Origin of the sequence: Pseudomonas putida (assembly GCF_001941965.1) — a bacterium.
Lineage (GTDB): Bacteria > Pseudomonadota > Gammaproteobacteria > Pseudomonadales > Pseudomonadaceae > Aquipseudomonas > Aquipseudomonas putida_L.
On the sequence record NZ_MKZO01000058.1, the window covers coordinates 20,046 to 44,339 of the forward strand.

Annotated in this window: 26 protein-coding genes and 1 pseudogene; 13 read left to right on the forward strand and 14 right to left on the reverse strand. The window is 66.0% G+C overall.

All coding sequences use genetic code 11. The features are described 5' to 3' along the window. Positions 1–3: 3 nt before the first annotated feature. From PSEMO_RS25765 to PSEMO_RS25785, 5 genes are read right to left on the reverse strand one after another with little or no spacing between them, the layout of a single operon-like run. The gene (locus tag PSEMO_RS25765) at positions 4–276 is read right to left on the reverse strand and encodes a VirB3 family type IV secretion system protein (RefSeq protein ID WP_075805768.1); all 273 of its coding nucleotides are present in this window, start codon (positions 274–276) and stop codon (positions 4–6) included. Beyond that, the gene (locus PSEMO_RS25770) at positions 273–656 is read right to left on the reverse strand and encodes a TrbC/VirB2 family protein (RefSeq protein WP_008786753.1); all 384 of its coding nucleotides are present in this window, start codon (positions 654–656) and stop codon (positions 273–275) included. The genes PSEMO_RS25765 and PSEMO_RS25770 overlap by 4 nt, the downstream gene beginning before the upstream one ends. Beyond that, positions 653–1,705: a P-type conjugative transfer ATPase TrbB gene (trbB, locus tag PSEMO_RS25775; protein ID WP_019396556.1), complete on the reverse strand. Its 1,053-nt coding sequence runs from the start codon at positions 1,703–1,705 to the stop codon at positions 653–655. Before trbB ends, PSEMO_RS25770 begins: the two co-directional genes overlap by 4 nt. Continuing rightward, a complete protein-coding gene (locus tag PSEMO_RS25780; RefSeq protein WP_008786751.1) occupies positions 1,702–2,166 on the reverse strand; it encodes a CopG family transcriptional regulator in 465 nt (154 codons plus the stop codon). The genes trbB and PSEMO_RS25780 overlap by 4 nt, the downstream gene beginning before the upstream one ends. After that, complete coding sequence (locus tag PSEMO_RS25785; RefSeq protein ID WP_019396555.1) at positions 2,163–4,166, reverse strand: conjugal transfer protein TraG; 2,004 nt, start codon at positions 4,164–4,166, stop codon at positions 2,163–2,165. The genes PSEMO_RS25780 and PSEMO_RS25785 overlap by 4 nt, the downstream gene beginning before the upstream one ends. Here PSEMO_RS25785 and PSEMO_RS33180 point away from each other — a divergent pair. Then, positions 4,161–4,412, forward strand: coding sequence for a hypothetical protein (locus PSEMO_RS33180; protein WP_124014400.1), 252 nt, complete (start codon positions 4,161–4,163; stop codon positions 4,410–4,412). The genes PSEMO_RS25785 and PSEMO_RS33180 overlap by 6 nt on opposite strands. On the opposite strand, the gene PSEMO_RS25790 is transcribed toward PSEMO_RS33180, so the two are convergent. The 3 genes and pseudogenes from PSEMO_RS25790 to PSEMO_RS33185 form a co-directional block, all read right to left on the reverse strand. Then, on the reverse strand, positions 4,402–4,680 hold the full coding sequence (locus tag PSEMO_RS25790) for an EexN family lipoprotein (protein WP_008786748.1): 279 nt from the start codon (positions 4,678–4,680) through the stop codon (positions 4,402–4,404). The two genes, PSEMO_RS33180 and PSEMO_RS25790, sit on opposite strands and share 11 nt — an antisense overlap. Beyond that, positions 4,677–5,621, reverse strand: a complete 945-nt coding sequence (locus tag PSEMO_RS25795) for a LysR family transcriptional regulator (RefSeq protein ID WP_008786747.1) — start codon at positions 5,619–5,621, stop codon at positions 4,677–4,679. Before PSEMO_RS25795 ends, PSEMO_RS25790 begins: the two co-directional genes overlap by 4 nt. Before the next feature lie 286 nt (positions 5,622–5,907). Further along, positions 5,908–6,066, reverse strand: a pseudogene (locus PSEMO_RS33185) (4-hydroxyphenylpyruvate dioxygenase); the annotation flags it as partial. On the opposite strand from PSEMO_RS33185, the gene PSEMO_RS25800 reads away from it, so the two are divergent. Both PSEMO_RS25800 and PSEMO_RS25805 read left to right on the forward strand, forming a co-directional pair. Then, positions 6,023–6,397, forward strand: a complete 375-nt coding sequence (locus PSEMO_RS25800; RefSeq protein WP_008786746.1) for an Lrp/AsnC family transcriptional regulator — start codon at positions 6,023–6,025, stop codon at positions 6,395–6,397. The pseudogene PSEMO_RS33185 and the gene PSEMO_RS25800 overlap by 44 nt on opposite strands. 57 nt (positions 6,398–6,454) lie before the next feature. After that, complete coding sequence (locus PSEMO_RS25805; protein WP_003821167.1) at positions 6,455–6,649, forward strand: heavy-metal-associated domain-containing protein; 195 nt, start codon at positions 6,455–6,457, stop codon at positions 6,647–6,649. A 74-nt stretch (positions 6,650–6,723) separates the two neighbouring features. Here the strand turns inward: PSEMO_RS25805 and PSEMO_RS25810 are convergent, their stop codons facing one another. The 4 genes from PSEMO_RS25810 to PSEMO_RS25825 all read right to left on the reverse strand — a co-directional run bounded on the left by PSEMO_RS25810 (position 6,724) and on the right by PSEMO_RS25825 (position 11,045). Beyond that, on the reverse strand, positions 6,724–7,482 hold the full coding sequence (locus PSEMO_RS25810; protein WP_008786745.1) for a MauE/DoxX family redox-associated membrane protein: 759 nt from the start codon (positions 7,480–7,482) through the stop codon (positions 6,724–6,726). 217 nt (positions 7,483–7,699) lie between these two features. Further along, the gene (gene fdx, locus PSEMO_RS25815) at positions 7,700–8,038 is read right to left on the reverse strand and encodes an ISC system 2Fe-2S type ferredoxin (RefSeq protein WP_008786744.1); all 339 of its coding nucleotides are present in this window, start codon (positions 8,036–8,038) and stop codon (positions 7,700–7,702) included. A 16-nt stretch (positions 8,039–8,054) separates the two neighbouring features. Then, positions 8,055–8,534 (reverse strand): Cu(I)-responsive transcriptional regulator, encoded by a 480-nt coding sequence (gene cueR / locus PSEMO_RS25820; RefSeq protein WP_008786743.1) that lies wholly within the window; start codon positions 8,532–8,534, stop codon positions 8,055–8,057. 15 nt (positions 8,535–8,549) lie between these two features. Then, positions 8,550–11,045 (reverse strand): heavy metal translocating P-type ATPase, encoded by a 2,496-nt coding sequence (locus PSEMO_RS25825; protein ID WP_008786742.1) that lies wholly within the window; start codon positions 11,043–11,045, stop codon positions 8,550–8,552. A 238-nt stretch (positions 11,046–11,283) separates the two neighbouring features. Here PSEMO_RS25825 and PSEMO_RS25830 point away from each other — a divergent pair, with 238 nt between their 5' ends. Continuing rightward, positions 11,284–11,640, forward strand: coding sequence for an ArsR/SmtB family transcription factor (locus tag PSEMO_RS25830; protein ID WP_008786741.1), 357 nt, complete (start codon positions 11,284–11,286; stop codon positions 11,638–11,640). 38 nt (positions 11,641–11,678) lie between these two features. Here the strand turns inward: PSEMO_RS25830 and PSEMO_RS25835 are convergent, their stop codons facing one another. Together PSEMO_RS25835 and PSEMO_RS25840 are read right to left on the reverse strand one after the other, a co-directional pair. Next, positions 11,679–12,989 (reverse strand): MFS transporter, encoded by a 1,311-nt coding sequence (locus PSEMO_RS25835; RefSeq protein WP_008786740.1) that lies wholly within the window; start codon positions 12,987–12,989, stop codon positions 11,679–11,681. A gap of 9 nt (positions 12,990–12,998) precedes the next feature. Continuing rightward, positions 12,999–13,256, reverse strand: coding sequence for a metal-sensing transcriptional repressor (locus PSEMO_RS25840; RefSeq protein ID WP_019396551.1), 258 nt, complete (start codon positions 13,254–13,256; stop codon positions 12,999–13,001). 224 nt (positions 13,257–13,480) lie between these two features. Between PSEMO_RS25840 and PSEMO_RS25845 the strand changes: the two genes are divergently transcribed. The 9 genes from PSEMO_RS25845 to PSEMO_RS25885 all read left to right on the forward strand — a co-directional run bounded on the left by PSEMO_RS25845 (position 13,481) and on the right by PSEMO_RS25885 (position 24,292). Then, complete coding sequence (locus PSEMO_RS25845) at positions 13,481–14,578, forward strand: cation diffusion facilitator family transporter (RefSeq protein WP_008786738.1); 1,098 nt, start codon at positions 13,481–13,483, stop codon at positions 14,576–14,578. Positions 14,579–14,621: 43 nt separating this feature from the next. Then, on the forward strand, positions 14,622–14,999 hold the full coding sequence (locus PSEMO_RS25850) for an ArsR/SmtB family transcription factor (RefSeq protein WP_008786737.1): 378 nt from the start codon (positions 14,622–14,624) through the stop codon (positions 14,997–14,999). 424 nt (positions 15,000–15,423) lie between these two features. Next, entirely contained in the window at positions 15,424–16,662 is a 1,239-nt protein-coding gene (locus PSEMO_RS25855) for an efflux RND transporter periplasmic adaptor subunit (RefSeq protein ID WP_021162752.1), read from the forward strand. Then, positions 16,659–19,835, forward strand: coding sequence for an efflux RND transporter permease subunit (locus PSEMO_RS25860; RefSeq protein WP_031631131.1), 3,177 nt, complete (start codon positions 16,659–16,661; stop codon positions 19,833–19,835). Before PSEMO_RS25855 ends, PSEMO_RS25860 begins: the two co-directional genes overlap by 4 nt. A gap of 20 nt (positions 19,836–19,855) precedes the next feature. Continuing rightward, positions 19,856–21,361 (forward strand): efflux transporter outer membrane subunit, encoded by a 1,506-nt coding sequence (locus tag PSEMO_RS25865; protein WP_008786734.1) that lies wholly within the window; start codon positions 19,856–19,858, stop codon positions 21,359–21,361. Positions 21,362–21,411: 50 nt separating this feature from the next. Further along, positions 21,412–21,804 (forward strand): MerR family transcriptional regulator, encoded by a 393-nt coding sequence (locus tag PSEMO_RS25870; RefSeq protein ID WP_019396549.1) that lies wholly within the window; start codon positions 21,412–21,414, stop codon positions 21,802–21,804. Between the two features lie 91 nt (positions 21,805–21,895). Beyond that, the gene (locus PSEMO_RS25875; protein ID WP_008786732.1) at positions 21,896–23,092 is read left to right on the forward strand and encodes an MFS transporter; all 1,197 of its coding nucleotides are present in this window, start codon (positions 21,896–21,898) and stop codon (positions 23,090–23,092) included. A 224-nt stretch (positions 23,093–23,316) separates the two neighbouring features. Then, positions 23,317–23,964, forward strand: coding sequence for a CopM family metallochaperone (gene copM, locus PSEMO_RS25880; protein WP_049950248.1), 648 nt, complete (start codon positions 23,317–23,319; stop codon positions 23,962–23,964). Between the two features lie 61 nt (positions 23,965–24,025). Further along, entirely contained in the window at positions 24,026–24,292 is a 267-nt protein-coding gene (locus PSEMO_RS25885; RefSeq protein ID WP_008786730.1) for a glutaredoxin family protein, read from the forward strand. Positions 24,293–24,294 lie beyond the last annotated feature (2 nt).

Consider the following 24,294-nt stretch of genomic DNA (forward strand, 5'->3'; position numbering starts at 1 on the left):
CCCTCACACGTCCAGCAGCGGGCGGTGCTTGATGTGCCGGGCGAACACGGCCATGAACTGCGGATCGACGCGCGCACCCCATACCGCCAGCGAATGGCCGACGATCCAGAGCACCACGCCAGGAATCCACAGTTGCAGGCCCAGCCCGACGGCGGCGGCCAGCGTGCCGTTGGCAATCGCCACGGTGCGCGGTGCGCCGCCCAGCAAGATCGGCTCGGTGAGCGAGCGATGCAAAGGCACCTCGAACCCGGCCGCCAAGCTATCCGGGCCGCTCATACGACAGCCCCGCCCGAGAACGAAAAGAACGACAGGAAGAAGCTCGAAGCCGCGAACGCGATGGACAGGCCGAACACGATCTGGATCAGCTTGCGAAAGCCGCCCGACGTGTCGCCGAAGGCGAGCGCGAGGCCCGTGGCAATGATGATGATGACCGCGACGATGCGCGCCACCGGCCCCTGAATCGACTCCAAGATCGACTGCAACGGGCCTTCCCAGGGCATCGAGGAACCAGCGGCCTGCGCGGTGCCGGCCAGGAACAGCAACAGCGCGGCCAGCAGCAGCCCTCGCCCCGCAGGGCGGGCCAGGCAGCGCAGCCGTGCAAGGCGCAAAGCCGGATTTACGGAAACACGGAAAGCAGGAATGGTCATCTGCGTCATAGCAGTTCTCCAGGTTGGTCAGGGGACGAGGAAGTCGCCGCAGCGGGTGCGGCATCAGGGATCGGCGGCAGCTCGGGAAACGGCGTTTCCAGCGCGTCCACCAGTTGGTAGCCCACGCCGTCGAAGCCGACGATGCGGGCGATGTTCTCGATGCGGCGCTTGCGTCCGCGCCCGGCGATCTGGATCACCACGTTGACCGCCTCGGCGATCAGCGCACGCGGCGGATTCACCGCCACTTCGAGAATCAGTTGCTCCAGGCGCAGCAACGCGCCCAGCGCGGAGCCGGCGTGGATCGTGGCGACGCCGCCGGGGTGGCCGGTGCCCCACACCTTGATGAGATCCAGCGCCTCGGCACCGCGTACCTCGCCGACGACGACGCGATCAGGTCGCAGGCGCATGGACGAGCGCACCAGCTCGGTCATGGACACCACGCCGGAGCGCGTGCGCAGCGGAACGTGGTCGCGGGCCGCGCATTGCAGCTCCACCGTGTCTTCGAGCACCAGCACGCGGTCGCCCGTGGCAGCTATCTCGGCCAGCAGCGCGTTCGCCAAGGTCGTCTTGCCGCTGCTGGTGGCCCCCGCGATCAGGACGTTCTGGCGCTCGCGCACGGCGCGCACCAAAAAGCCCGCCTGGGCGGCGGTCATCATTCCGTCCACGACGTACCGCTCCAGCGGGATCACGCCGATGGCGCGCTTGCGCAGCGCGAAGGCCGGCCCCGGCGCGGCTGGCGGCAGGATGCCCTCGAAGCGTTCACCGGTTTCGGGCAGTTCGGCGGACAGCAGCGGCTGGCCGCGATGCACCTCCGCGCCGACGTGGGCCGCGACCAGGCGGATGATTCGCTCGCCATCGGCTTCGGGCAGCTCCACGCCCATAGGCGCGCGGCCCGACGACAGGCGATCCACCCAAAGGGTGCGGTCAGGGTTGAGCATGATTTCCACCACGTCGGGGTCTTCGAGCGCGGTGGCGATCAGCGGCCCCATTGCCGTGCGCAGCATCTGGATGCGCCGGTCGAGCGACGTGGCACTCATGGATTGGGAAACGGCGCTCATGACGCACGCTCCTGCGCATCGGCGGCTGCCGCCGCGTCCTCCATCCGCACCGAATCGGGATGCAATTCCTCCACCACGTCGCGCACCAGGCTGCGCCCACGCATCAGGTGGCGGCCAAGCTGCTCGGTGAACTGCTCGAAACGCGCCTTGCCCAAGGCGCGGGCCGCCTCTTGGTGCGCCTCGGGAACCGGCGTGCTGACGGTCAGGTAGTAGCGGATGAACAGCGCCAGCGTCTCGATGGCGATGCTCTGGTCGCGCTCCATTCGCTCGGCCTGGCGCGAGAGGCGATCAAGGCGCTTGGCGATGGCCGCCTCGCGCTGGTCGGCCGCGTCCGGCGACAGCCAGGACGCCAAGGCAGCGGCGACGATGCTGGACTTGGACACGCCTTTCTTGGCGGCCAGTTCATCGAGCCGCTGGGCGTGCTCGGGCTGGATAAAGAGGTTCAGGCGATAGTGGCTCATAGCTCGATTCCGTCGTTGGGGTCGAGGGACGCCAGCCGGGCCGTGCGCTGCATGGCCGGATCAAGCTGGCGAGGAAGGGGAAGCGGCAGGTCGTCGTCGTCATCGAGCAGGCCGAGGTCGGCCGCGGGCGCGGCCAGCTCGGGGTCGTAGGCGACGGCCTCAGTTAGCTCGGGCTGACGGCGCGGGCCGCCGTCGTCGGCCGACGCCCGGAAGCCTTCGGCGGCATCGGCCGCAGGCGCGGCAGGCACGGCAGGAATCGCCAGGCCACTCCAGTCGTCGGGGCGCAGTGGCGGCGCGTCGGCGTACCGGCCGTCCGCCAGCTCGGGCGGCGGCAGCACGCGCTGCTTGAAATTGGCGTCGGCGTAGTAGCGCAGCTTCCGGGCCTTGATCGGCGCCATGCTGGACACCATCACTACGGCATCGTCCGGCGGAAGCTGCATCACCTCGCCCGGCGTCAGCAGCGGGCGGGCCGTCTCCTGGCGCGACACCATGAGGTGGCCCAGCCACGGCGCGAGCCGGTGGCCCGCGTAGTTGCGTTGCGCGCGCAGCTCGGTCGCAGTGCCCAGCGTCTCGGAAATGCGCTTGGCGGTGCGTTCGTCGTTGGTGGCGAACGTCACCCTGACGTGGCAGTTGTCGAGAATGGAATGGTTCTGTCCATACGCCTTGTCGATCTGGTTGAGTGACTGCGCGATGAGGAAGCTGCGGATGCCGTAGCCCGCCATGAAGGCCAAGGCTGTCTCGAAGAAGTCGAGCCGCCCCAGGGCCGGGAACTCGTCGAGCATCAGCAGCAGCTTGTGGCGGCGTTCGATGCCGTCGCTGCCGTCCAGCGATTCGGTGAGGCGTCGCCCGATCTGGTTGAGGATCAGGCGGATGAGCGGTTTGGTGCGCGATATGTCCGAAGGCGGCACCACCAGGTACAGCGACACCGGATGCTCGGCCGCGATCAGGTCGGCGATGCGCCAGTCACAGCGCGAGGTGACTTCGGCCACCGTGGGATCGCGGTACAGGCCGAGGAACGACATGGCGGTGCTTAACACGCCGGAACGCTCGTTGTCCGACTTGTTGAGCACTTCACGCGCCGCCGACGCGACTACCGGATGCGGCCCCTCGCCCAAGTGGGGCGTGGTCATCATTCGATGCAAGGTCAGCTCGAACGGGCTGGCCGGGTCGCTGAGGAAGTTGGCGACGCCGCGCAGCGTCTTGTCTTCGCCCGCGTAGAGCACATGCAGGATCGCGCCGACCAGCAGCGCGTGGCTGGTCTTTTCCCAATGGTTGCGCTTCTCCAGCGCGCCTTCGGGATCGACCAGAATGTCCGCGATGTTCTGCACGTCGCGCACTTCATGCGCGCCGCGCCGCACCTCCAGCAGCGGGTTGTAGGCCGCCGACTTCGCATCCGTGGGGTTGAACAGCAGGCAATGCGAGAAGCGCGAGCGCCAGCCTGCGGTGATCTGCCAGTTCTCGCCCTTGATGTCGTGGATGACGGCGGACGCGGGCCAAGAAAGCAGCGTCGGCACCACCAGGCCGACGCCCTTGCCCGAGCGCGTGGGTGCGAACGTCAGGACATGCTCTGGCCCCTCATGGCGCAGGTACTGGCGGTCGTGCTGGCCGAGGAACACGCCCTCTGGCTGCGTGAGGCCCGCCTTGCGAATGTCATGCGCGTTCGCCCAGCGGGCCGATCCGTAGGTCGTGACAAGGCGTGCCTGCCGCGAGCGCCAGACCGACATGGCAATGGCGACGGCCACGGCGACCATGCCACTGCTGCCAGCGATGGCTCCGCCGGTGTCGAAGATTTCCGGGGTATAGGCGCCGTAAGAAAACCACCACTCAAACAGCTTCCACGGGTGATAGATCGGCGTGCCAAGAAGATCGAACCAGGGCGAGCCAAGGCGTACTTGATAGCCAAGGGCTGCTGCTGTCCATTGTGTGGCACCCCACACTCCGGCGATCACGATGCCGAATACCACGGCGATCTGACCGAACAGCACGTTCGTCCCTTGCATGACCTGGCCTCCGATTTCTCCTGCGCCGATTCCTCATGGAAAAAGCGGCACAAGGACGTGCCGGAGGCGTCAGGATCGGTGCCGCGTCAGTGCCGGTCAAAGACCGTTTTAAGCAGAAAGATCGAGCAAAAAGAAAGAATTAGCGCGGTGGCGAGCCAACGAAAAACGTCGCAAGCGCAGGCGCGTTGCGGCGTGTCGGTCAGGAAATCCAATATTCGTGGCGAAGCGGCCACGATCAAAACTTAGGCGGCTCCTTCGGCGGTGTGTAGGGCGTTTCCCCGTCGCCATAGAACCGCTTGCGCGTGGCCTCGGCCACCCGGTTGCACAACACGTCGCCCAGCTTGGGGCGGTCGGTCTTGCACTGCTGGCGCAGTTCCTTGAGCCGTTCGGGGTTGGCCGCCAGCTCTTCCACTGTCGGGATGTTGGCTGCGGAACCGGCGGACTTCTGTGGCCCATCGGACTGGCCGCAGGCAGTCAACACGGCAACCAGCAAGAATGGGATGATCTTCTTCATGGCGTCAGTTCCTCCGGGTGATCGGGATTACGGCCTCGTATGGGCCTGGGGGTTTCCGGCTGTTCGATGGCCTGTGCGCGCTCAATAAACCGCGCCAACTCGTCGGACGGATCTCCGTCCAGCCGCAACAGATAGGTCGTGAGGGGCGACACGCGCGAAGCTAGCGGCCGGGCCACTACACCCGGCTCACGGCTGGCGGCAATGTGTGCACTGCCTGCTAGGCCGAGCGCAAAACCGGCCGAGACTAGGGCCATCATCAGGTCGGTGGACGAAACCCTCTCTGCAATCAGTGGCTCCACATCCGCACGGCGCAACACCCGTTCAACTTGCTTGGCATGGCCCTCACATGCCTGTGGATCGCACAGAACCAGTGGATAGCGAAGCAACTCATCCAAGGGGATGCGCTTGTGGGCCAGAAGCGGATGCCGAGCTGGCACGGCCACCATCAGCGCATCGCTCCATGCGGGCGTGGCGACGATACCGTCGCCCACTTCGTCGGATTGAGCAAACCCTACGTCATACAGATCGCTATGCAGCCCCTTGATCTGTTGCGATAGGGGCACCTCGAAGAACCGGATTTCGACCTCGGGTTCTTCCTGGCGGCAAAGTACGAGCAACGCAGAAAGGCGCGACGGCGTGATGCCGTCGGACAATGCCACGCGCAACTGGCCATGAAAACCGTTTGCTGCCGCTTTCACGCTATCGCGTGCCTGCTCCAAGGCGGAGAGCACGCGGCGCACGTGCTCCAGAAACAGCTCGCCCGCACGGGTCAGCCGAGTGCTGCGCGTGGTGCGGGCAAACAGCATCACGCCCAGTTCTTCTTCCAGTTCCTTGATGGCCCGTGACAGTGGAGACTGCTCGATGTGCAGCCGCTCGGCAGCGCGGGCGAAATGGAGTTCCTCAGCAACCGCAATGAAGCAGCGCAAGTGACGAAGTTCCATAGTCTTGTCCTTCCATGATCCATGTTGATTCGGGGGACGAGATGCACGCCTGCTGTAGCACCAGTCGAGCTGAGGCCAAATATTGAATAAACAATTATACATGTGTTCATATATTAGTCAAAGAAGCCTGCACCGTGCCGTGGTGATGTTCGATTGTGAGGAGATGAATGGTGCAAGCTGCACGAGGGCCAATGGGCATCGTGGAGGCCGCTTGCCAAAATAGTGCGAGCCCCACCGGGGCTCGCGAGATGCGGAAGGTGCTATGCCTTCAGGGGGAAAGCCCGAATCAGGCTGGGTTGATTTCCAGCGCGCCGCGGTTGATCTGGTCGCGCTCCATCGACTCGAACAAGGCACCGAAGTTACCTTCGCCGAAGCCCTCGCGGTAGTTGCCCTTGCGCTCGATGAACTCGAAGAACACCGGGCCGAGCAGCGGCTCGGAGAAGATCGGCCTCACGCTCACGGCCTACCTGAACGTGCGTCTCGAAAAGCACTCCGACTCGCACAAGCGCAATCCCATGGACGTGTTCCGCGCGTCGGTCCAGAAATGGCCGGAGGTCGTGGAATGCCATGCGCTGACCGGCGACATGGACTATCTGCTGCGGGTGGTCGTCAGGAACATGGCTCACTACTCTCGCTTCGTGCTCGACACGCTGCTCAAGCACCCCAGCGTGCAGGACTGCAAGACAAGCTTCGTGCTGGATCGGGTAAAGAGCACCACGGCCTTGCCCTATGAGCATTCGGCCGATTGGTGTAGCGGGGATGCAAATAGCGCTTGACCTTCCAACCGTGGCAAGGACCAGACTTCAAACACCCCAACCCGAAAGGAGTTTTCCATGCAATTCCATCTCGAAGACATGACCTGCGGCGGCTGCGCCCGCACCGTTACGAAAACGATCCAAACGATCGACCCCAACGCCAAGATCGTCACGGACCCGCCGACCCGCCGTGTCGAGGTCCAGACCTCGGCCTCGCAAGAGCAGATCGCCGCGGCCCTGAGCGAAGCTGGCTTCCCGCCGCGCGCGCAGTAACACCGCGTCGTGGCCGGCCTGCACACAGGACGGCCGATGCGAGCACGTGCGCTGCGCCGTACCTGGCGCGGCGCTCAGTGCATCCCAAGGTAGGCGACCTTGGCCCACATCCACAGGGCCATCGCCACCATCATCAGGTTCTCGGTCAGGGACACGAAGCCCAGCGGCACGTTGCTGTCCCCGCCCACACAGGCGCACTTGAGTTCCCGGCGATCGACATAGACCGCCTTGAAAACCGACACGGCCCCGACGGTCCCGATGAACAGCGCCAACGGAATCGACACCCACATCCCCACGCCCGCGACCATCAGGACGCCTGCGATGGCCTCCGCGAACGGGTAGAAATAGGCATACCGAACCCAGCGCTTGGCCAGCAGGTCGTAGTTGAGGAACATCGTCGCGAAGCCGTCCACGTCCTTGAGCTTCTGCAGCGCCAGGAGACACATGGCAAAGGCCACGAACCACTCTGCCGCCTGAATGCTCCAGAGCTGGCCGAAGGCCGCCCAGCTCGCCGCCAGCGCCATCGCGGCCGCCATGGCGAACAGCGCGATCACAGGGGTGTAGGTCACGGCGTTCTTGTCCTTCACGGACATGCCGAAGAATTTGCGCAGGTCGTCGTAGCCGCCCACGCGCCGCCCGTTTATGAAGACCTGGGGCGTGGTCTCGACGCCATGCTCCTTCTTGAACGCATCCGTCTGCTCGCGGCTCGCCAAGTGTTTGTCCTCGACCTCGTAGCCCTTGCGGTTGAGCAGATCGAGCGACTTCAGCCCGTAGGGGCAGGTATGGCCGGGCATGACCATCCGGTAGAGCGTGGCTTGTTTGGGCGCAGACATGCTGGACTTCTCCTGTGGGACTTTTCATGGGCCGGCCGCAGCGCCGACTATCACGGATTGAAGGACTTTGACGACATTTCCAGCCTAACCGGCGGTGGTGCAAGGGGGTGTAGGCATCTGGCTCCCGGGGCGGTCGTCAGGCTGCAACGCCGTCAGTCCTCCGTCTGCCAGAGCAACCCCGCCGCAGGCCGGCGCGCCCGCGGCGGCACGCTGGGTCCTAGTGGTTCTCCTTGGCATGGTTGATCGTGTACTTCGGGATCTCGACGGTCAGGTCCTCGTTCGCCACGATGGCCTGGCAGCTCAGGCGCGATTGCGCCTCTAGCCCCCAGGCCCGGTCAAGCAGGTCGTCCTCGCACTCCTCGACCTCGTTGAGGGAATCGAATCCCTTGCGCACGATGCAGTGGCAGGTCGTGCAGGCACAGCTCATGTCGCAGGCATGTTCGATCTCGATGCCGTTGTCTAGCAGCGCCTCGCAGATCGAGGTGCCGACCGGCACGTTCAGCTCGGCGCCCTCGGGCGCCAGTTCAGGATGGGGCAAGACGGTGATCTTGGGCATGGTCTCTCCCGGCTGCTCAGTGCGCACGCGGCTTCTTTGCCGCTGCGTTGCCACTTGCACGCCGTGGCACGGCGCCGGTGCGCGCTTCGGGCTCGTCGTCGCTGGTATCGAGTTGCTCCAGCGTGTGCAGGATCGGGCAGTCGGGCCGTTCGTCGCCGGCGCAGCACCGGATCAGCGCCTTGAGCGTCTCGGCCATCTCCAACATGCTCGCGATGCGCCGGTCCAGCTCGGAGATGTGCTGCTGCGCCAGGCGCTTGACGTCGGCACTCCGGCGCGACTTGTCGTTCCACAGTCCCAGCAGGTCCGTGATCTCGGCCACCGAGAAGCCGAGGTCGCGCGCACGCCGGATGAAGTGCAGCCGGTGTACGTCGTCCTGGCTATAGGCGCGGTAGCCCGAATCGTTCCGGTCGGCCGGGGGAATCAAGCCGATCTGCTCGTAGTAGCGGATCATCTTGGCCGAGACCTTCGAGGCCTTGGATGCTTCACCGATGTTCATGGTGTTCCTCCTTTCTCAATGAGCGGTATCCGCCGCCAGCGGCGGCTGGAAGCGGCGCAGGCGCAGCGCGTTGCCGAGCACGAACACGCTGGACAGCGCCATCGCTCCGGCCGCGAAGATCGGCGACAGCAGCACACCGTATGCGGGGTATAGGACGCCAGCGGCCACCGGGATCAGGGCCGTGTTGTAGCCAAACGCCCAGAACAGGTTCTGGCGGATGTTGCCGATGGTGGCCTTGGACAGCGCGATGGCGTTGGGCACACCCTGCAGGTTGCCGGACATCAGCACCACGTCGGCCGACTCCACCGCCACGTCGGTGCCGGTGCCGATCGCCAGGCCCACGTCGGCCTCGGCCAGCGCCGGCGCATCGTTGATGCCGTCACCCACGTAGGCGATCTGGCCGTGGGTGGCCTTTAAGCGGCGCACGGCTTCGACCTTGCCCTCGGGCAGCACTTCGGCCACCACCTCGTCGATGCCCAGTTGCTTGGCGATGGCCTGCGCGGTACGCGCGTTGTCGCCAGTGATCATCGCCACCTTCAGGCCGAGCTGGTGCAGCGCGGCAATGGCCGCGGGCGTGCTGGACTTGATCGGATCGGCCACCGCGATGATGGCGGCCAGTCGGCCGTCGATCGCGGCGTACAGCGGCGACTTGCCCTCATTGCCCAGGCGCTCGGCCGTGCGAGCGAAGCCGCTCACGTCCAACCCCAGCTCACGCATGAAGCGATCGGCACCGACCTCGACACGCGCGCCGTCCACGGTGGCGCGCACGCCCATGCCCGTGACCGAATCGAAGTCTGTCATCGTCGGCAGCGCGATGCCACCTTCCACGGCCGACTCGACGATGGCGCGTGCGATCGGATGCTCCGAGCGCGATTCGACAGAGGCGACCTTCGCCAGCACCTGGTTGCGGTCAAAGCCGTCGGCAATCTCCAGGTCGGTCAGGACCGGGCGGCCCTCGGTCAGCGTGCCGGTCTTGTCCACGGCCACCACCTTGGCGTCCTTGAGCAGTTGCAGGGCTTCACCCTTGCGGAACAGTACGCCCATCTCGGCGCCCCGGCCCGTGCCGACCATGATGGAGGTCGGCGTCGCCAGACCCATGGCGCACGGGCAGGCAATGATCAGCACCGCCACGGCATTGACCAGCGCGAAGGACAGCGCGGGCGACGGGCCGAACACCAGCCAGACCAGGAAGGTCAGCACGGCGGCCAGCATGACGGCGGGCACGAACCACAGTGTCACCTTGTCCACCACGGCCTGGATCGGCAGCTTGGAACCTTGCGCCTGCTCGACCATGCGGATGATCTGCGCCAGCATGGTCTGACCGCCCACGGCGGTGGCACGCAGCGTCAGCGCACCCTTCTGGTTGACGGTGCCGCCGACCACGGTGCTGCCTTCCGCCTTTTCGACGGGAATCGGCTCGCCGGTGATCATCGACTCGTCCACGAAGCTGCGGCCCTCGGTCACTTCACCATCGACCGGCACGCGCTCGCCGGGGCGCACTTCCACGATGTCGCCCTGCGCCACGTCGTTGATCGGGATGTCCACGATGCGGCCGTCGCGCAGCACGTGCGCCTCCTTGGCCTGCAGGCCGACCAGGCGCTTGATGGCCTCGGAGGTGCGGCCCTTGGCCCGTGCCTCAAGAAAGCGGCCCAGCAGGATCAGCGCCACGATGACGGCGGCCGCCTCGTAGTACACGTTCACCGTGCCGGCCGGCAGCAGACTGGGCGCGAATGTGGCGACCATCGAATAGCCGAAGGCTGCGGCCGTGCCGACCGCGACCAGCGAGTTCATGTCGGGACCCAGGCGGAACAGCGCCGGGAAGCCCTTCTCGTAGAAGCGCCAGCCCGGAATGGCGAGCACCAGCAGGGTCAGCACGAACTGCAGATACCAACTCTGCTGGATGCCGATGGTGGAAGCCACCCACTCATGCATGCCGGGAATCATGTGCGAGCCCATTTCGAGCACGAACACAGGCAGCGCCAGCACGGCGGCCAGGGTCAGGTCGCGCTTGAGTTCGGCGCGCTCGGCGTCCTTCTTCTCGGCGGCTTCCTCGTCGGCCTGCGCGCCGGTATCCACCGGGTTGGCCTCGTAGCCGACCTTCTCGATGGCCGCGATCAGGTCCGCCACGGCGGCCACGCCGCGCACGGTGGCACGCTCGGTCGCGAGGTTGACCGTGGCCTCGGTGACGCCGGGCACGGCCTTGAGTGCCTTCTCGACGCGGCCCACGCAGGAGGCGCAGGTCATGCCCTCGACCGCCAGTTCGACGGTGCCAGCCGGCACGTCGTAGCCGACCTTCTCGACCGCCTGGATCAACGCGATGCGATCGACAGGACTGGCCAGGCGGATGTCCGCCCGCTCGGTGGCGAGATTGACGGACACGCTGTCCACGCCCGGCACCTTGGCCAGGGCGGCCTCGACTCGGCCGACGCAGCTCGCGCAGGTCATGCCCTCGATGGGTAGGCTGATCGCTGCTGCGGTGGCACGAGCATCACTCGTTATTGGCATGCTCATGGTTGTTTCCCATAGTTGATATTCGACATGGGGGAGCTTAGGGTTTACCATCGTGGGAAGGTCAAGCGCTTTTTTCGGGTACTGTCAGGTTTCAGAAATGGCCCGGCGCACGGGGGAAACGAGGGGCCTTGGTCGCCAGGCTCGCCCTGGTCCCGGGCTGTGCGCGCGCTCAAGCGGTCGCAGCCTCGTTGATCCTGAAGGGCACGAACAGCCGTTCGAGGGTAGGAATTTTTGAGAGATGACTCCACGCAAACCAGCCAGTGCCCCACCGAAGGGCCCAAGCACCGATCTGGCCTCCCTGTCACAGAATGACGTGACCATCCTGGCCGAGACTTTCCGGCTCCTGGGCGATCCGTCGCGGCTCAAGGTCATGCTGTGCTGCATGAAGGGGTCCACGTCGGTAAGCGACATCGCGGAAGCCGTCGAACTCTCGCAGTCGTTGGTCAGCCATCACCTTCGACTGTTGCGTGGAGCCCGTCTGGTCAAGGGCGCGCGCCAGTCCAAGCAGATCTTCTATGAGGTAGCGGACAAGCACGTGAGCCAGGTGCTGCTGGACATGGCCATCCACATCGTTGAGGACAACAGCGACGACTAGCCTTGGTGCGAAACAGCCCTTACCGCGTCCCGTGAGGCCTATCCTTTCGGCCAGATCCGGTGCAAGTCATCCACGACCAGCACGTGATGGTGCCCGCCTTGGTTCGCGTGCTGACGCAAGTGGGGGTGATCCGCCGACAGGTTCGGATGGTCATGGGCCAAGTCCGACGGGTCGCTGGCCGGCCACAGCCGAAGCGCCAGCGCCACGCCAGCTAGGCCGATCAAGGACATGACGACGAACGTCGATTGCAGCCCCATGGCCGCGCCGAAGCGTCCGGCCAGCGGGTAGCAGATGAGCCAGCAGGCGTGCGACAGCGCGAAGTGGGCCGCGAAGATCGCTGGACGGTCCTCGGCGTGGGCCGAGCGGCGCAGAAGACGGCCGGATGGCGTCTGCGCCACGCTGTAGCCAAAGCCGATCACCAGCCACAGCGGCAGCAACAGCGCATAGCTCGGCAGCAGTGCGCCGATCGCCGTGCCCACGACGAGGACAGCGGCGCCGGTGAGCATCGCGGGTCGGTCGGCTACTTTCTCCAGTAGGGACGGCAAGACGAAGGCGGCCACCATCGAGCCGCCTCCGAACGCCGCCAGTGCCCACGCCACCTCGACTTCGCCCAGGCCGAAACGCGCCTTCACGAGCACCACCGTGTTCACGATCACCATCGCGCCGGCCGCCGAGACGGCCAGGCTGATCGCCAGCAGGCCCCGCAGGCGAGGCGTGGCGAGGTAGATGCGCGTGCCGCGCGTCGTTCGCTCCCAGATGCCGCGGCGCGGGCCGGGGACGGACGTGGGCAACCGCACGCTGACCACGAGAGCGGCTGAAACGAGGAAACCGAGCACCGTTCCCGCGAACAGGTTGTGAAAGCTGATGACGGTCAGCAGCGCGGCGGCCAGCATCGGGGAAATCAGGCTTTCCAGGTCGTAGGCCAGCCGGGACAGCGACAGCGCCTTCGTGTAGTCCTCTTCGTCGGGAAGGATGTCCGGGATGGTGGCCTGGAAGGTCGGCGTGAAGCCGGCGGATGCCGCCTGCAGAACGAAGATCAGCAGGTAGATCTGCCAGACCTCGGTGACGAAGGGCAGGCACAGCGCGACGGCCGCTCGCACGAGGTCCAGCGCCACGAGCAGCGAGCGCCGCGGGAGCCGGTCGGCGAAGGCCTGCGCGACCGGCGCGACCCCCGCGTAGGCCAGCATCTTGATGGCCAGCGCCGTCCCGAGCACCGCGCCTGCATCCGCGCCGGCCAGCTCGTAGGCCAGCAGGCCGAGCGCCACCGTCATCAGGCCGGTGCCGACGAGCGCGATCACCTGGGCGGTGAACAGGTGGCGGTAGGTGCGGTTATTCAGGACGGAGAGCATCGGACGGCCTCAGAGCAGTTTGGTCAGCGCCTTCATTTCGGTCAGAACGGAGTCCTCGTCATGGGACAGGCAGTGGTCGATGTGGTCGTGGATCAGGACGCGCTTGGCCGCCGTCACCGCGCTTTCCACCGCCGCGAGCTGGCGGGCGATGTCGAGGCAGGTTTCTCCCCCTTCGATCATCCCGATGACGTGCCGCAGATGCCCCTCGGCGCGCTTGAGCCGCTTCACCAGGTCGGGATGGGTGGTGTGCTTATGCATGTCTTCCATGCTGAAATCATATCCCCCCAGGGGGGATACTGCCACTGGATGTTAGATCAACGGCTGCTTGCCAGGCGGGGGGAATGGTCGCCGAGCCAGGCTAAGGCAATTGCCCGGAGCGGCATCCCGGCCGTGGTGAGACGCGAACACAAATGTGTACAACAATTCACATGAAAACATGTTCATGTGTTATATTTTGAGCCACAGTCAAAGACCCAGTTTCCCGAGGCCCCATGTCCCAATCCCACGCACATGACCATGGTCACGATCACGACCATGATCATGACCACACCCCGACCGTGACCAGCGCCAACGAGCGCAAGGTCCTGCTGTCCTTTTTCCTGATCTTCGGCTTCATGGTCGTGGAGGCCGTCGGAGGCGTGCTGTCGGGCTCGCTGGCCTTGCTGGCCGACGCGGGCCACATGCTGACCGACGCCGCGGCGCTCGCACTGGCCTACGCAGCATTCCGGTTCGGCCGCCGCGCGGCCGACAGCAAGCGCACCTTCGGCTACCTGCGCTTCGAGGTCATCGCCGGTTTCCTGAACGCCGTGACCCTGTTCGCGATCGTCGCTTGGATCGCCTACGAGGCGTGGGAGCGGCTGCAGGCGCCGCCCGTGATCCTGGCCGGCCCGATGATGATCGTCGCCGTGCTCGGCCTGCTGGTGAACGTGCTCGTGCTGTGGATCATGACCCGCGGAGAGACCGATCACGTCAACGTGAAGGGGGCCATCCTGCACGTGATGGGCGACCTGCTCGGCTCGGTCGGCGCCATCGTCGCTGCGATCGTCATCTACCTCACGGGCTGGACGCCGATCGATCCCATCCTGTCGGTCCTGGTCGCGGCGCTGATCCTGCGCAGCGCATGGAAGCTGCTCGCCAAGTCGATCCACATCCTGCTGGAAGGCGCGCCGGAGGATGCTTCGCCGGAGAAGGTGGAGCAAGGCCTGATGGGCGCCGTGCCGGGCCTGGCGGCCGTCAGCCACGTTCACGTGTGGCAGCTCACCTCCGGGCGCACGATGGCCACGCTGCACGTTCGCCCCAACGTGGACGAGGAAGCACGCGCCGTGGTCAAGCGCGTCGAAGCGGTGCTTCGAGAGCAATTCAGCATCGAACACGCCACGGTCGGGATCGACTGGAACTCGGGCACCGACGAGAACGTCTGCAGCTTGCAGCCCACGTCGGAGCGTCAGGACCACAGCGGCCACGATCACAGCGGTCATGACCACAGCGGGCACGACCACAGCGGCCATGATCATGGCAATCACAAGCATGGCGGCGGGCACAGCCACGGCCATGACCACGACCATTCCGCTCCTGGTCACAGGCATTGAGGCCGCGCGAGCCGGCTCGCACTCCACTTGAGGATTTGCATCCATGACGTCCCGCAAAACCACCAGCGCCGACACCGCGCAATGCTCGACCACCAGCCACGACGCGGCGACCGATGCCCTCGCAATGTCGCAAAGTGACGTCGCTGTTCTGGCCGAGACCTTCCGCCTGCTGGGCGACCAATCGCGATTGAAGATCCTGCTGCAGTGCATGCATGGCTCGGTCGCCGTGGGGGACATCGCCGAAGCGCTCGACCTGTCGCAGTCTCTGGTCAGCCATCACCTGCGGCTGCTGCGCGGTGCGCGCCTCGTGCGCGGCGAACGCCAAGCCAAGCACATCTTCTACAGCATCGCGGACCAGCACGTCAGCCAGGTGCTGCAGGACATGGCGGTCCACATTTCCGAGGACAAAGCCGACGACTGACCAGGCCCAAGCACCCAGGCGAATGGCAGGTTGCGAGGCGCCGGTACCCACGCCGCCGGTTAGCCTCAAGGACGTCCTCGATGCGGCCTGGGCGCAACACCCTGAATCGCGGGCCCTGCCTGGGCGCCGGGATGCCGCGCAGGCACAGCAATGGGCGGCGGCAGCTTGGACGCCTGAGCCTCCCGCGCTCGCAATCACCCACAAGACCGACCGGTTCAACCGCACAACGGCACTCGTGAGCTGGATGTCGGAGTGGCCACAGCGACGACGCGGGGTTTTCCCACCACCTTGTCCATGCAGCCTGCCCGCTAGGGCAACCCAAAGGGCTTGACCTTGCCTTCGTTGTAACGCCTAGCCTCCACACAAATTTCTGCAGAGCGCTTCGGAAGGGCCGGAGTCCTGCATCCAAGAAAGGGGCACTTCCATGCGTAAAAAAATCAGAATCGTTGTGGTGGCAGGCGTCATCGCAGCCGTCGGGGGCATAGCGATTGCCGCCCGCGACGCCAAGGACGAGGGCAAGGCCGCGGCGCCCCCGGCGGGCGCGCCGATGGCGCCGCAGGTGCCCGTGGCCGAGGTCATCACCCGCACGGTCGCGCCATCGGCCGAGTACACCGGCTTCCTGGCCGCGCCCAAGACCGTCGAGCTGCGCTCGCGGGTCGGCGGCGCCGTCGATGCTGTGAGCGTCCCCGAGGGCAGCCTGGTGCGCAAGGGACAACTGCTGTTCCAGATCGACCCCCGACCGTTCCAGGTCACGCTCGACACGGCTGCGGCGCAACTGCAACAGGCCGAGGTGCTGGCCAGTCAGGCCCAGGCCGACTTCGACCGCGCCGAGCGCCTGGTGGCGACCGGCGCTGTCGCGCGCAAGACCTACGACGATGCCGTCTCCGCGCGCAGTGCGCGCCAGGCCCAGGTGCAAGCGGCCAAGGCCGCCGTCGCTGCGGCGCGGCTGGATCTGTCCTACGCCCGCGTCACGGCGCCCATCGCCGGGCGCGTTGACCGCGTGCTCGTGACCGAGGGCAACCTGGTCAGCGGCGGTGTCGCCGGCGCGGCCACGCTGCTGACCACGATCGTGTCCATCGACCCGCTGCACGTGTACTTCGACATCGACGAAGCCACGTACCTCAACGTCGTGAGCCGCTCGCGGCCCGCTGCGGGCGCCGGCGGCAAGGCCTCGCTGCCCGTGCAGGTCGGGCTGACCACGGACAAGGGTTTCCCGCACAGGGGCGCGCTCGACTTCGTGGGCAACACCATTGACCGAAGCACCGGCACGATCCGCGCGCGCGCCGTTGTGCCCAACCCGGATGGGCGCATGGCACCCGGCATGTTCGCCCGGGTCAAGCTGTCCACCGGCGCGGCGCGCGAGGCCGTCCTGATCGACGATCAGGCCGTGGGCACCGACCAAGGGCGCAACTACGTGCTGGTCGTGGGCGAGAACAACCAGGCCCAGTACCGGCCCATCGAACTGGGGCCGGTGGTGGACGGGCTGCGCGTCATCAACGGCAGCCTGCAGGCCGGTGAGAAGATCATCATCAAGGGCCTCGTGCGCCCCGGCATGGCGGTCACGCCGCGCATGGTGCCCATGCAGCCGCCCGCGGCACCGGCCGCCGGCGCGGACCCCGCCAAGGCTGACGGCGCGGCCGGCTCGGCGGAGGCCCGCAAATGAATTTCCCCCGCTTCTTCATCAACCGGCCCATCTTCGCCATCGTCCTGTCGGTGCTGATGCTGATCGCGGGCGCGATCAGCTACTTCCAGCTGCCGCTGAGCGAATACCCGCAGGTCACGCCTCCCACGGTGCAGGTCACCGCTAGCTATCCCGGTGCCAACCCGCAAGTGATCGCCGATACCGTGGCATCACCGCTGGAGCAGGCGATCAACGGCGTAGAAGGCATGATGTACATGCAGTCTCAGATGTCCACCGACGGGAAAATGGTGCTCACCGTCTCCTTCGAGCAGCATATCAACGCCGACATTGCGCAGATCCAGGTGCAAAACCGGGTCTCGCGGGCGTTGCCGCGCCTACCGCCTGAAGTTCAGCGCATCGGTGTTGTCACCGAGAAAACGTCGCCGGACGTTCTCATGGTGGTGCATTTGCTTTCGCCTGGAGGTCGATATGATCCGCTGTACGTCTCCAACTACGCCACACTTCATGTGAAGGATGAGCTGGCTCGTACGCCAGGCGTCGGCGATGTCCTAGTCTGGGGCGCCGGGGAGTATTCGATGCGGGTCTGGCTCGAACCCGCCAAGGTCGCTGCTCGTGGGCTGATCGCGAGCGACGTGGTTGCCGCCATCCGCGAGCAGAACATACAGGTTGCCGCTGGTTCGGTTGGTCAGCAGCCGGATGCCTCGGCGGCGTTCCAGGTCACGGTCAACACTCTGGGCCGACTGTCGAGCGAGGAGCAATTCGGCGAGATCGTCGTGAAGACGGGCGCCGACGGCCAGGTAACTCGCCTGCGGGATGTCGCCCGCATCTCGATGGGGGCCGATTCCTACTCTTTGCGCAGCCTGCTCAATGGCGAGCCGGCGGTGGGGATACAGATCATCCAGAGCCCGGGCGCGAACGCGCTGGATGTGTCTAGCGCGGTGCGCGCGGCAATGGACCGACTTCAAGCTAAGTTCCCCGACGGCATTGAGTATAGGATCGCCTACGACCCCACGGTCTTCGTGCGCGCCTCGCTCCAGTCCGTCGCCGTCACGCTGCTGGAGGCCATCTTCCTGGTGGTGATCGTGGTGGTGCTGTTCCTGCAATCCTGGCGCGCGTCGATCATCCCGCTGATCGCCGTGCCGGTCTCGCTGGTCGGCACGTTCGCGGTGATGCACATGTTCGGTTTCTCGCTGAACACACTGTCGCTGTTCGGACTGGTGCTGTCCATCGGCATCGTGGTGGATGACGCCATCGTGGTGGTGGAGAACGTGGAGCGCCACATAGCGCTGGGCGAATCACCCAAGGACGCGGCGCGCAAGGCGATGGATGAAGTGACTGGCCCGATCCTGGCCATCACCTCGGTGCTGGCAGCGGTCTTCATCCCCTCGGCGTTCCTGTCGGGGCTGCAGGGCGAGTTCTATCGCCAGTTCGCGCTAACCATCGCGTTCTCGACCATCCTGTCGGCGATCAACTCGCTTACGCTGTCGCCAGCGCTGGCCGCCATCCTGCTCAAGCCGCACCACGGCGCGGCCAAGCCCGATCGCGTCACGCGCATCATCGACGGCGTGTTCGGCGGCTTCTTCCGCCGCTTCAACCGCTTCTTCGACCGCGCCTCGAATTCCTACGTCGGGGGCGTGCGCCGCGCGGTGCGCGGCAGCGCCATCGTGCTGCTGCTCTACGTCGGCTTCCTGGGCCTGACCTGGCTGGGCTTCCACAAGGTGCCTGCGGGCTTCGTGCCCGCCCAGGACAAGTACTACCTCGTGGGCATCGCCCAGCTTCCGACCGGCGCCTCGCTGGATCGCACCGAGGCGGTCGTCAAGGAGATGACCAAGATCGCACTGGCTGAGCCGGGCGTCGAGAGCGTGGTGGCCTTCCCGGGCCTGTCGGTCAATGGACCGGTGAACCAGCCGAACACCGCGCTGATGTTCGCCATGCTCAAGCCCTTCGATGAGCGCAAGGACCCGTCGCTGTCGGCCTTCGCCATCCAGGGCAAGCTCATGGGCAAGTTCAGCCAGATCCCGGACGGCTTCGTCGGCATCTTCCCGCCGCCGCCGGTGCCGGGCCTGGGTTCTATGGGCGGCTTTAAGCTGCAGATCGAGGACCGGGCGGGCCTGGGTCCCGAGGCGCTTGCACAAGCACAGGGCCAGATCATGGGCAAGGCCATGCAGGCGCCCGAGCTGGCGAACATGCTCGCCAGCTTCCAGACCAATGCGCCGCAGTTGCAGGTGGACATCGACCGGGTGAAGGCCAAGTCGCAGGGCGTGTCGCTGACCGAGGTGTTCGACACCCTGCAGGTCAACCTTGGCTCGCTCTACGTCAACGACTTCAACCGCTTCGGTCGCACCTACCGGGTAATGGCCCAAGCCGATGCGCAGTTCCGCATGCAGGCTGAGGACATAGGCATGCTCAAGGTGCGCAATGCAGCGGGCGACATGATCCCGCTGAGCGCGTTCGCGACCATCGAGCGCAGTTCCGGCCCCGACCGGGTGATGCATTACAACGGCTTCCCCTCGGCGGACATCAGCGGCGGGCCAGCGCCGGGCTACTCATCCGGCCAGGCCACCGCCGCGATTGAGAAGATCGTGAGCGAATCGCTGCCTGACGGTATGACCTACGAATGGACGGACCTGACTTTCCAGGAAAACCGAGTTGGCAATACTGCTATCTATATCTTCGCGCTGGCGGTGCTGCTCGCCTTCCTGTTCCTGGCGGCCCAGTACAACAGTTGGTCGCTGCCGTTCGCTGTGCTGCTGATTGCACCCATGGCGCTGCTCTCGGCGATCGCCGGCGTCTGGCTCTCTGGGGGGGACAACAACATCTTCACGCAGATCGGTTTCGTGGTGCTGATCGGCCTGGCCGCCAAGAACGCGATCCTGATCGTGGAGTTCGCCCGCGCGAAGGAAAGCGAAGGGGCCGATCCGCTGGCAGCCGTGCTCGAAGCCGCGCGCTTGCGGCTGCGCCCGATCCTGATGACGTCGTTCGCCTTCATCGCTGGCGTGGTGCCGCTGGTGCTGGCCAGCGGTGCGGGCGCCGAGATGCGCCACGCCATGGGCATCGCGGTGTTCGCCGGCATGCTGGGCGTGACGGTATTCGGCCTGGTGCTGACGCCGGTGTTCTACGTCGTGGTGCGCAAGCTGGCGCTGCGCCGCGAAGCGCGCCATGCCCGTGTCGGCATGACCGACCAGCACGCATGACGGCCAGGAGGACATACGACATGAAAACATCTTTCGCATTCACACGACCCGCCAGGACGCTGGCGCCGCTCGCCCTCGCGGCGGCGTTGACTGGCTGCTCCATGGCACCGAAGTATGACCGGCCCGCAGCGCCGATCGACACGGCTTATCCCTTGGGCGCGGCCTATGTGGAACCGGCGGCCGCGACGCCCGACGACGCGATCACGGCCGAGATCGGCTGGCGGGACTTCTTCCGCGACCCGCTGCTGCAGCAGTTGATCGGCATTTCACTGGAGAACAACCGCGACATGCGCAAGGCCGCGCTCAACGTGGAGGCGGCTCAGGCGCTGTACCGTATCCAGCGTGCCGAGATGCTGCCGAACCTGGGCGTTTCCGCCCGCGGCGCGTCAGAGCGCGTACCGGCCGACCTCAGCACCACGGGGCAAAGCGACGTGCTCCGGCGCTACGACGTGGCCGGGGTGACGGCCGCCTGGGAACTGGACCTGTGGGGCCGCATCCGCAGCCTCAGCGACCGGGCGCTGGCGTCCTACCTGGCCCTCGACGAGACCCGCATCGCCACGCAGATGAGCCTGGTGTCCGAGGTGGCCAGCGCCTACCTCACGCTGCGTGCCGACCAGGAACTGCTGCGCCTGACGAGCGACACCCTCGCCACGCAGAAGCGCTCCTACGGGCTGACCACCCAACTGGTGGAAGCGGGCAACTCCACGCAGCTCGACCTGCGCCGCGCAGAGATCGCGTTGCGCACCGCCGAGGCCAACCATGCCGCCTACACACGGCAGGCGGCCAAGGACCGCAACGCGCTGGTGCTGCTGTTGGGCCAGCCGCTGACGCCGGAGCTGTCCCGGCAGCTTGACGAGGCCATGGCGCTGCCGGACGACATCGTGCCGACCGGCCTGCCGAGCGGCCTGCCGTCCGAACTGCTCGCGCGCCGGCCGGACATCCGCGCCGCCGAGCAGATGCTGATCGGCGCCAACGCCAACATCGGCGCGGCGCGGGCCGCGTTCTTCCCGACGATCAGCCTTACGGGCTCGGCGGGCACGGCCAGCGCTTCGCTGGACGGCCTGTTCGATTCGGGCTCGCGGGCCTGGAGCTTCCTGCCGCAGATCACGCTGCCCATCTTCCGCGGCGGCGCGCTGCGCGCCAACCTGGACGTGGCGCACGTACAGAAGCGCATCGAGATCGCCAACTACGAGAAGTCCATCCAGGCGGCCTTCGCCGAGGTGGCCGACGGCCTGGCGGGCAAGCGCACGCTCGATGAGCAGATCCGCGCGGAGCAGCTCCTGGTGGCGGCCAGCCAGAAGGCCTACGAGCTGGCCGAGCAGCGCTTCCAGGAGGGCGTGGACGACAACCTCACTGTACTCGACGCGCAGCGCACGCATTACGGCACGCAGCAGACCCTGGTGCGCACGCGCCTGACGCGGCTGAACAACCTCATCCATCTGTACAAGGCGCTGGGCGGCGGCTGGACTGAGCACACGGTGCAATCGGGCGCCACGGCGCAGCAGTCCGCCCGGTCGCCGGGATGAGGGCCGGCGCGCAGCGGTGGCGTCCCCCATCGCTGCGCGCGGAGAGCTGGATGAGGATTGGTGAACTCGCGCGCTTGACCGGCACGCCCCCTGAGAACATCAGGTTCTACGAACGGGAGGGCCTGCTGCCCGCTCCCGAGCGGTCCCGCAACAACTACCGGCGCTATGGCCCGGCCCATGTCGAGCGGCTTTACCTGATTCGCAACTACCGCGCGTCGGGCATCGGCCTGGATGACATGCGCAACTTGCTGGGCTGGACGCATCGCGAGTCCCCGGAACCCGAGCTGCTGACGCAGGCTGTCCGGGACCATCTCGCCTATGTCGAGGAACGCATGGCGCAACTGACCCGGGTGAAAGAGCACCTGCTCGCATTGGAACGGCAGGCTGTTCCTTCTGCCGCTCGGGAGATTTGCGAGGAGCGACCAGGTTGCGGCGGTTCATGAGCATCGCATGGCCGAATCATGGTCGGATAACTGAACATATATTCATGCGTGTAATATTTCCGGCCAGACAAACGAACAAGAAAGACCGCCCATGACCGACCAGAGCATCACGCGCCGAAACATCGGCGTTCTCACCGCCGCGCAGGCGCTCGGTGGCGCCAGCGCGCCCATCGTGATGTCGCTGGGCGGGCTGGTCGGCCAGCAGCTTGCCAAGGACTCGGCCTGGATCACCTTGCCCGTGAGCCTGTTCGGCCTGGGTCTTGCCATCGGCACCTTGCCTGCGGCGTTCATCATGCGGCGCCATGGCCGCCGCAACGGATACGTGGTCGGGGTCGGCTTCGGCGTGGCCTCGGGCCTGATCGCCGCGCTGGGCATCATGCTGGCCTCGTTCTGGATCTTCTGCGCCGGCACCTTCCTGGCGGGCTTCTACGGCGCGTATGTGCAGAGCTACCGCTTCGCAGCCGCCGACACCGCCGAGGACGCGCTCAAGGCCAAGGCGATTTCCTGGGTGATGGTGGGGGGTCTCGCGGGTGCCATCATCGGGCCGCAGTTGGTGATCTTCACGCGCGACGCGGTAGCGGGCACGCCCTACGTCGGCAGCTTCCTCAGCCAGGCGCTGCTGCCGCTGATCGCCCTGCCGATCTTGCTGATGCTGCGCACGCCGCGCCAGACCCCGGCCGAAGCCGCCGCCGACAGCGGCCGCACGGTGCTGCAGCTCCTGGCGATGCCGCGCTACGCGCTGGCCGTGGCCGCGGGCGTGGTGTCCTATGGGGTGATGGCGTTCGTGATGACCGCCGCGCCGGTGGCGATGGTCAACCACGGGCATTCGGTGGACAACGCCGCCCTGGGCATCCAGTGGCACCTGCTGGCGATGTTCGGGCCGAGCTTCTTCACTGGGCGGCTGATGGTGCGCTACGGCAAGGAGCGCGTGACCGCCGTGGGCATGGTGCTGCTCGCCGCCTCCGGGGTGGTGGCCCTGGGCGGGCTCGGCCTGTCCCACTTCTGGGGCTCGCTGGCGCTGCTGGGCATCGGCTGGAACTTCAGCTTCATCGGCGCGACGGCGGTGGTCACCGATTGCCACACCCCGGCCGAGCGCAGCAAGGCGCAGGGCATGAACGATTTCTTCGTCTTCGCCGCCACGGCGGCCGTGTCGTTCCTCGCGGGATCGATCCTGCACAGCTCGGGCTGGCAGGCGGTCAACTGGATGATCTTCCCGGCCCTGGCGCTGATCTTGGTGCCGCTGCTGTGGCAGACCGCGCGAAAGCCGGTGCGGCTAGGTCCGGGCTGATCGGGCCGATGCGGGAGGTGTTCCATCTAGCGGTCGCCTCAGGCGCTACATCACCTGCTTCCACCGCTGCAGCTTCGACAGCGCGTTGTCGTAGGCGGCGGAAGTGAAGGACTGGATCTTGCGCCGAGGGTCTTCATCGGCATCAACGGCGAAATGAGGGGCTTGACCTTCCAACAATGGGAAGCCCTACAGTGACTCCATCAATCTCATTCAAGGAGTTTTTCATGAGAGTCAACAAGTTCAGCCTGTTGTTCATTGCGGGCGCCGTCGTGGTCGCCATCGGCCTGATGGCCGTTCAGAAGAAGGTGGTCCCGTCGGGTGAAGTGATGCAGGCCAATGCGAGCGGAGATCACCAAGGGCACGCGATGCCCTCCAGCGCCTCGGCCAATGACAGCCCTTCCACGACCGCGTATCGCGCCGTGAACGACCAGATGCACGCGGGGATGGGAGCGCAGTTCACTGGCAACGCCGACGTCGATTTCATGCGCGGCATGATCCCGCACCACCAGGGCGCGATCGACATGGCCAAGGTGGCGTTGCAGTACGGCAAGGACCCGGAGGTCCGCAAGTTGGCTGAGGAGGTTATCTCTGCGCAGGAAGGCGAGATCGCCATGATGAATAAGTGGCTTGGAGAACGCGGCCAACAGGCGGCGACCGGCAGCTCGGGCGACGCCTCGACGACCGCCTACCGTGCCGGCAATGACCGCATGCACGCCGACATGATGATTGACTTCAGCGGCGATGCCGATGTGGACTTTATGCGCGGCATGATCCCGCATCACCAGGGCGCGATCGACATGGCCAAGGTGGCGTTGCAGTACGGCAAGGACCCGGAGGTCCGCGAGTTGGCTCAGGAGGTTATCTCTGCGTAGGAAGGAGAGATCGCCATGATGAAGAGCTGGCTTGCCGCTCGGGGAAAGTGAAGGCACGACCATGAACCAAGCCAGCACCCCGCGCATCATCATCTATAGCACTCCAGCCTGCCCGGACTGTCGGGTGCTGAAGGAGTGGCTGTCCCAGCAGAGCATCGTGTTTGAAGAACGCGACCTGACCGACCCGAAGATTTCTGCGGAAGCCAAGTCACGAACCGGCGTGCGCGTGGCTCCGATCACGCTCATCGGTAATGAGGTCTTCTATGGCACCTTTGCGAGCCAGAAGCCGGGGCTGATGAAGGCGCTCGGCCGTTCGACAAGTAGATGAAG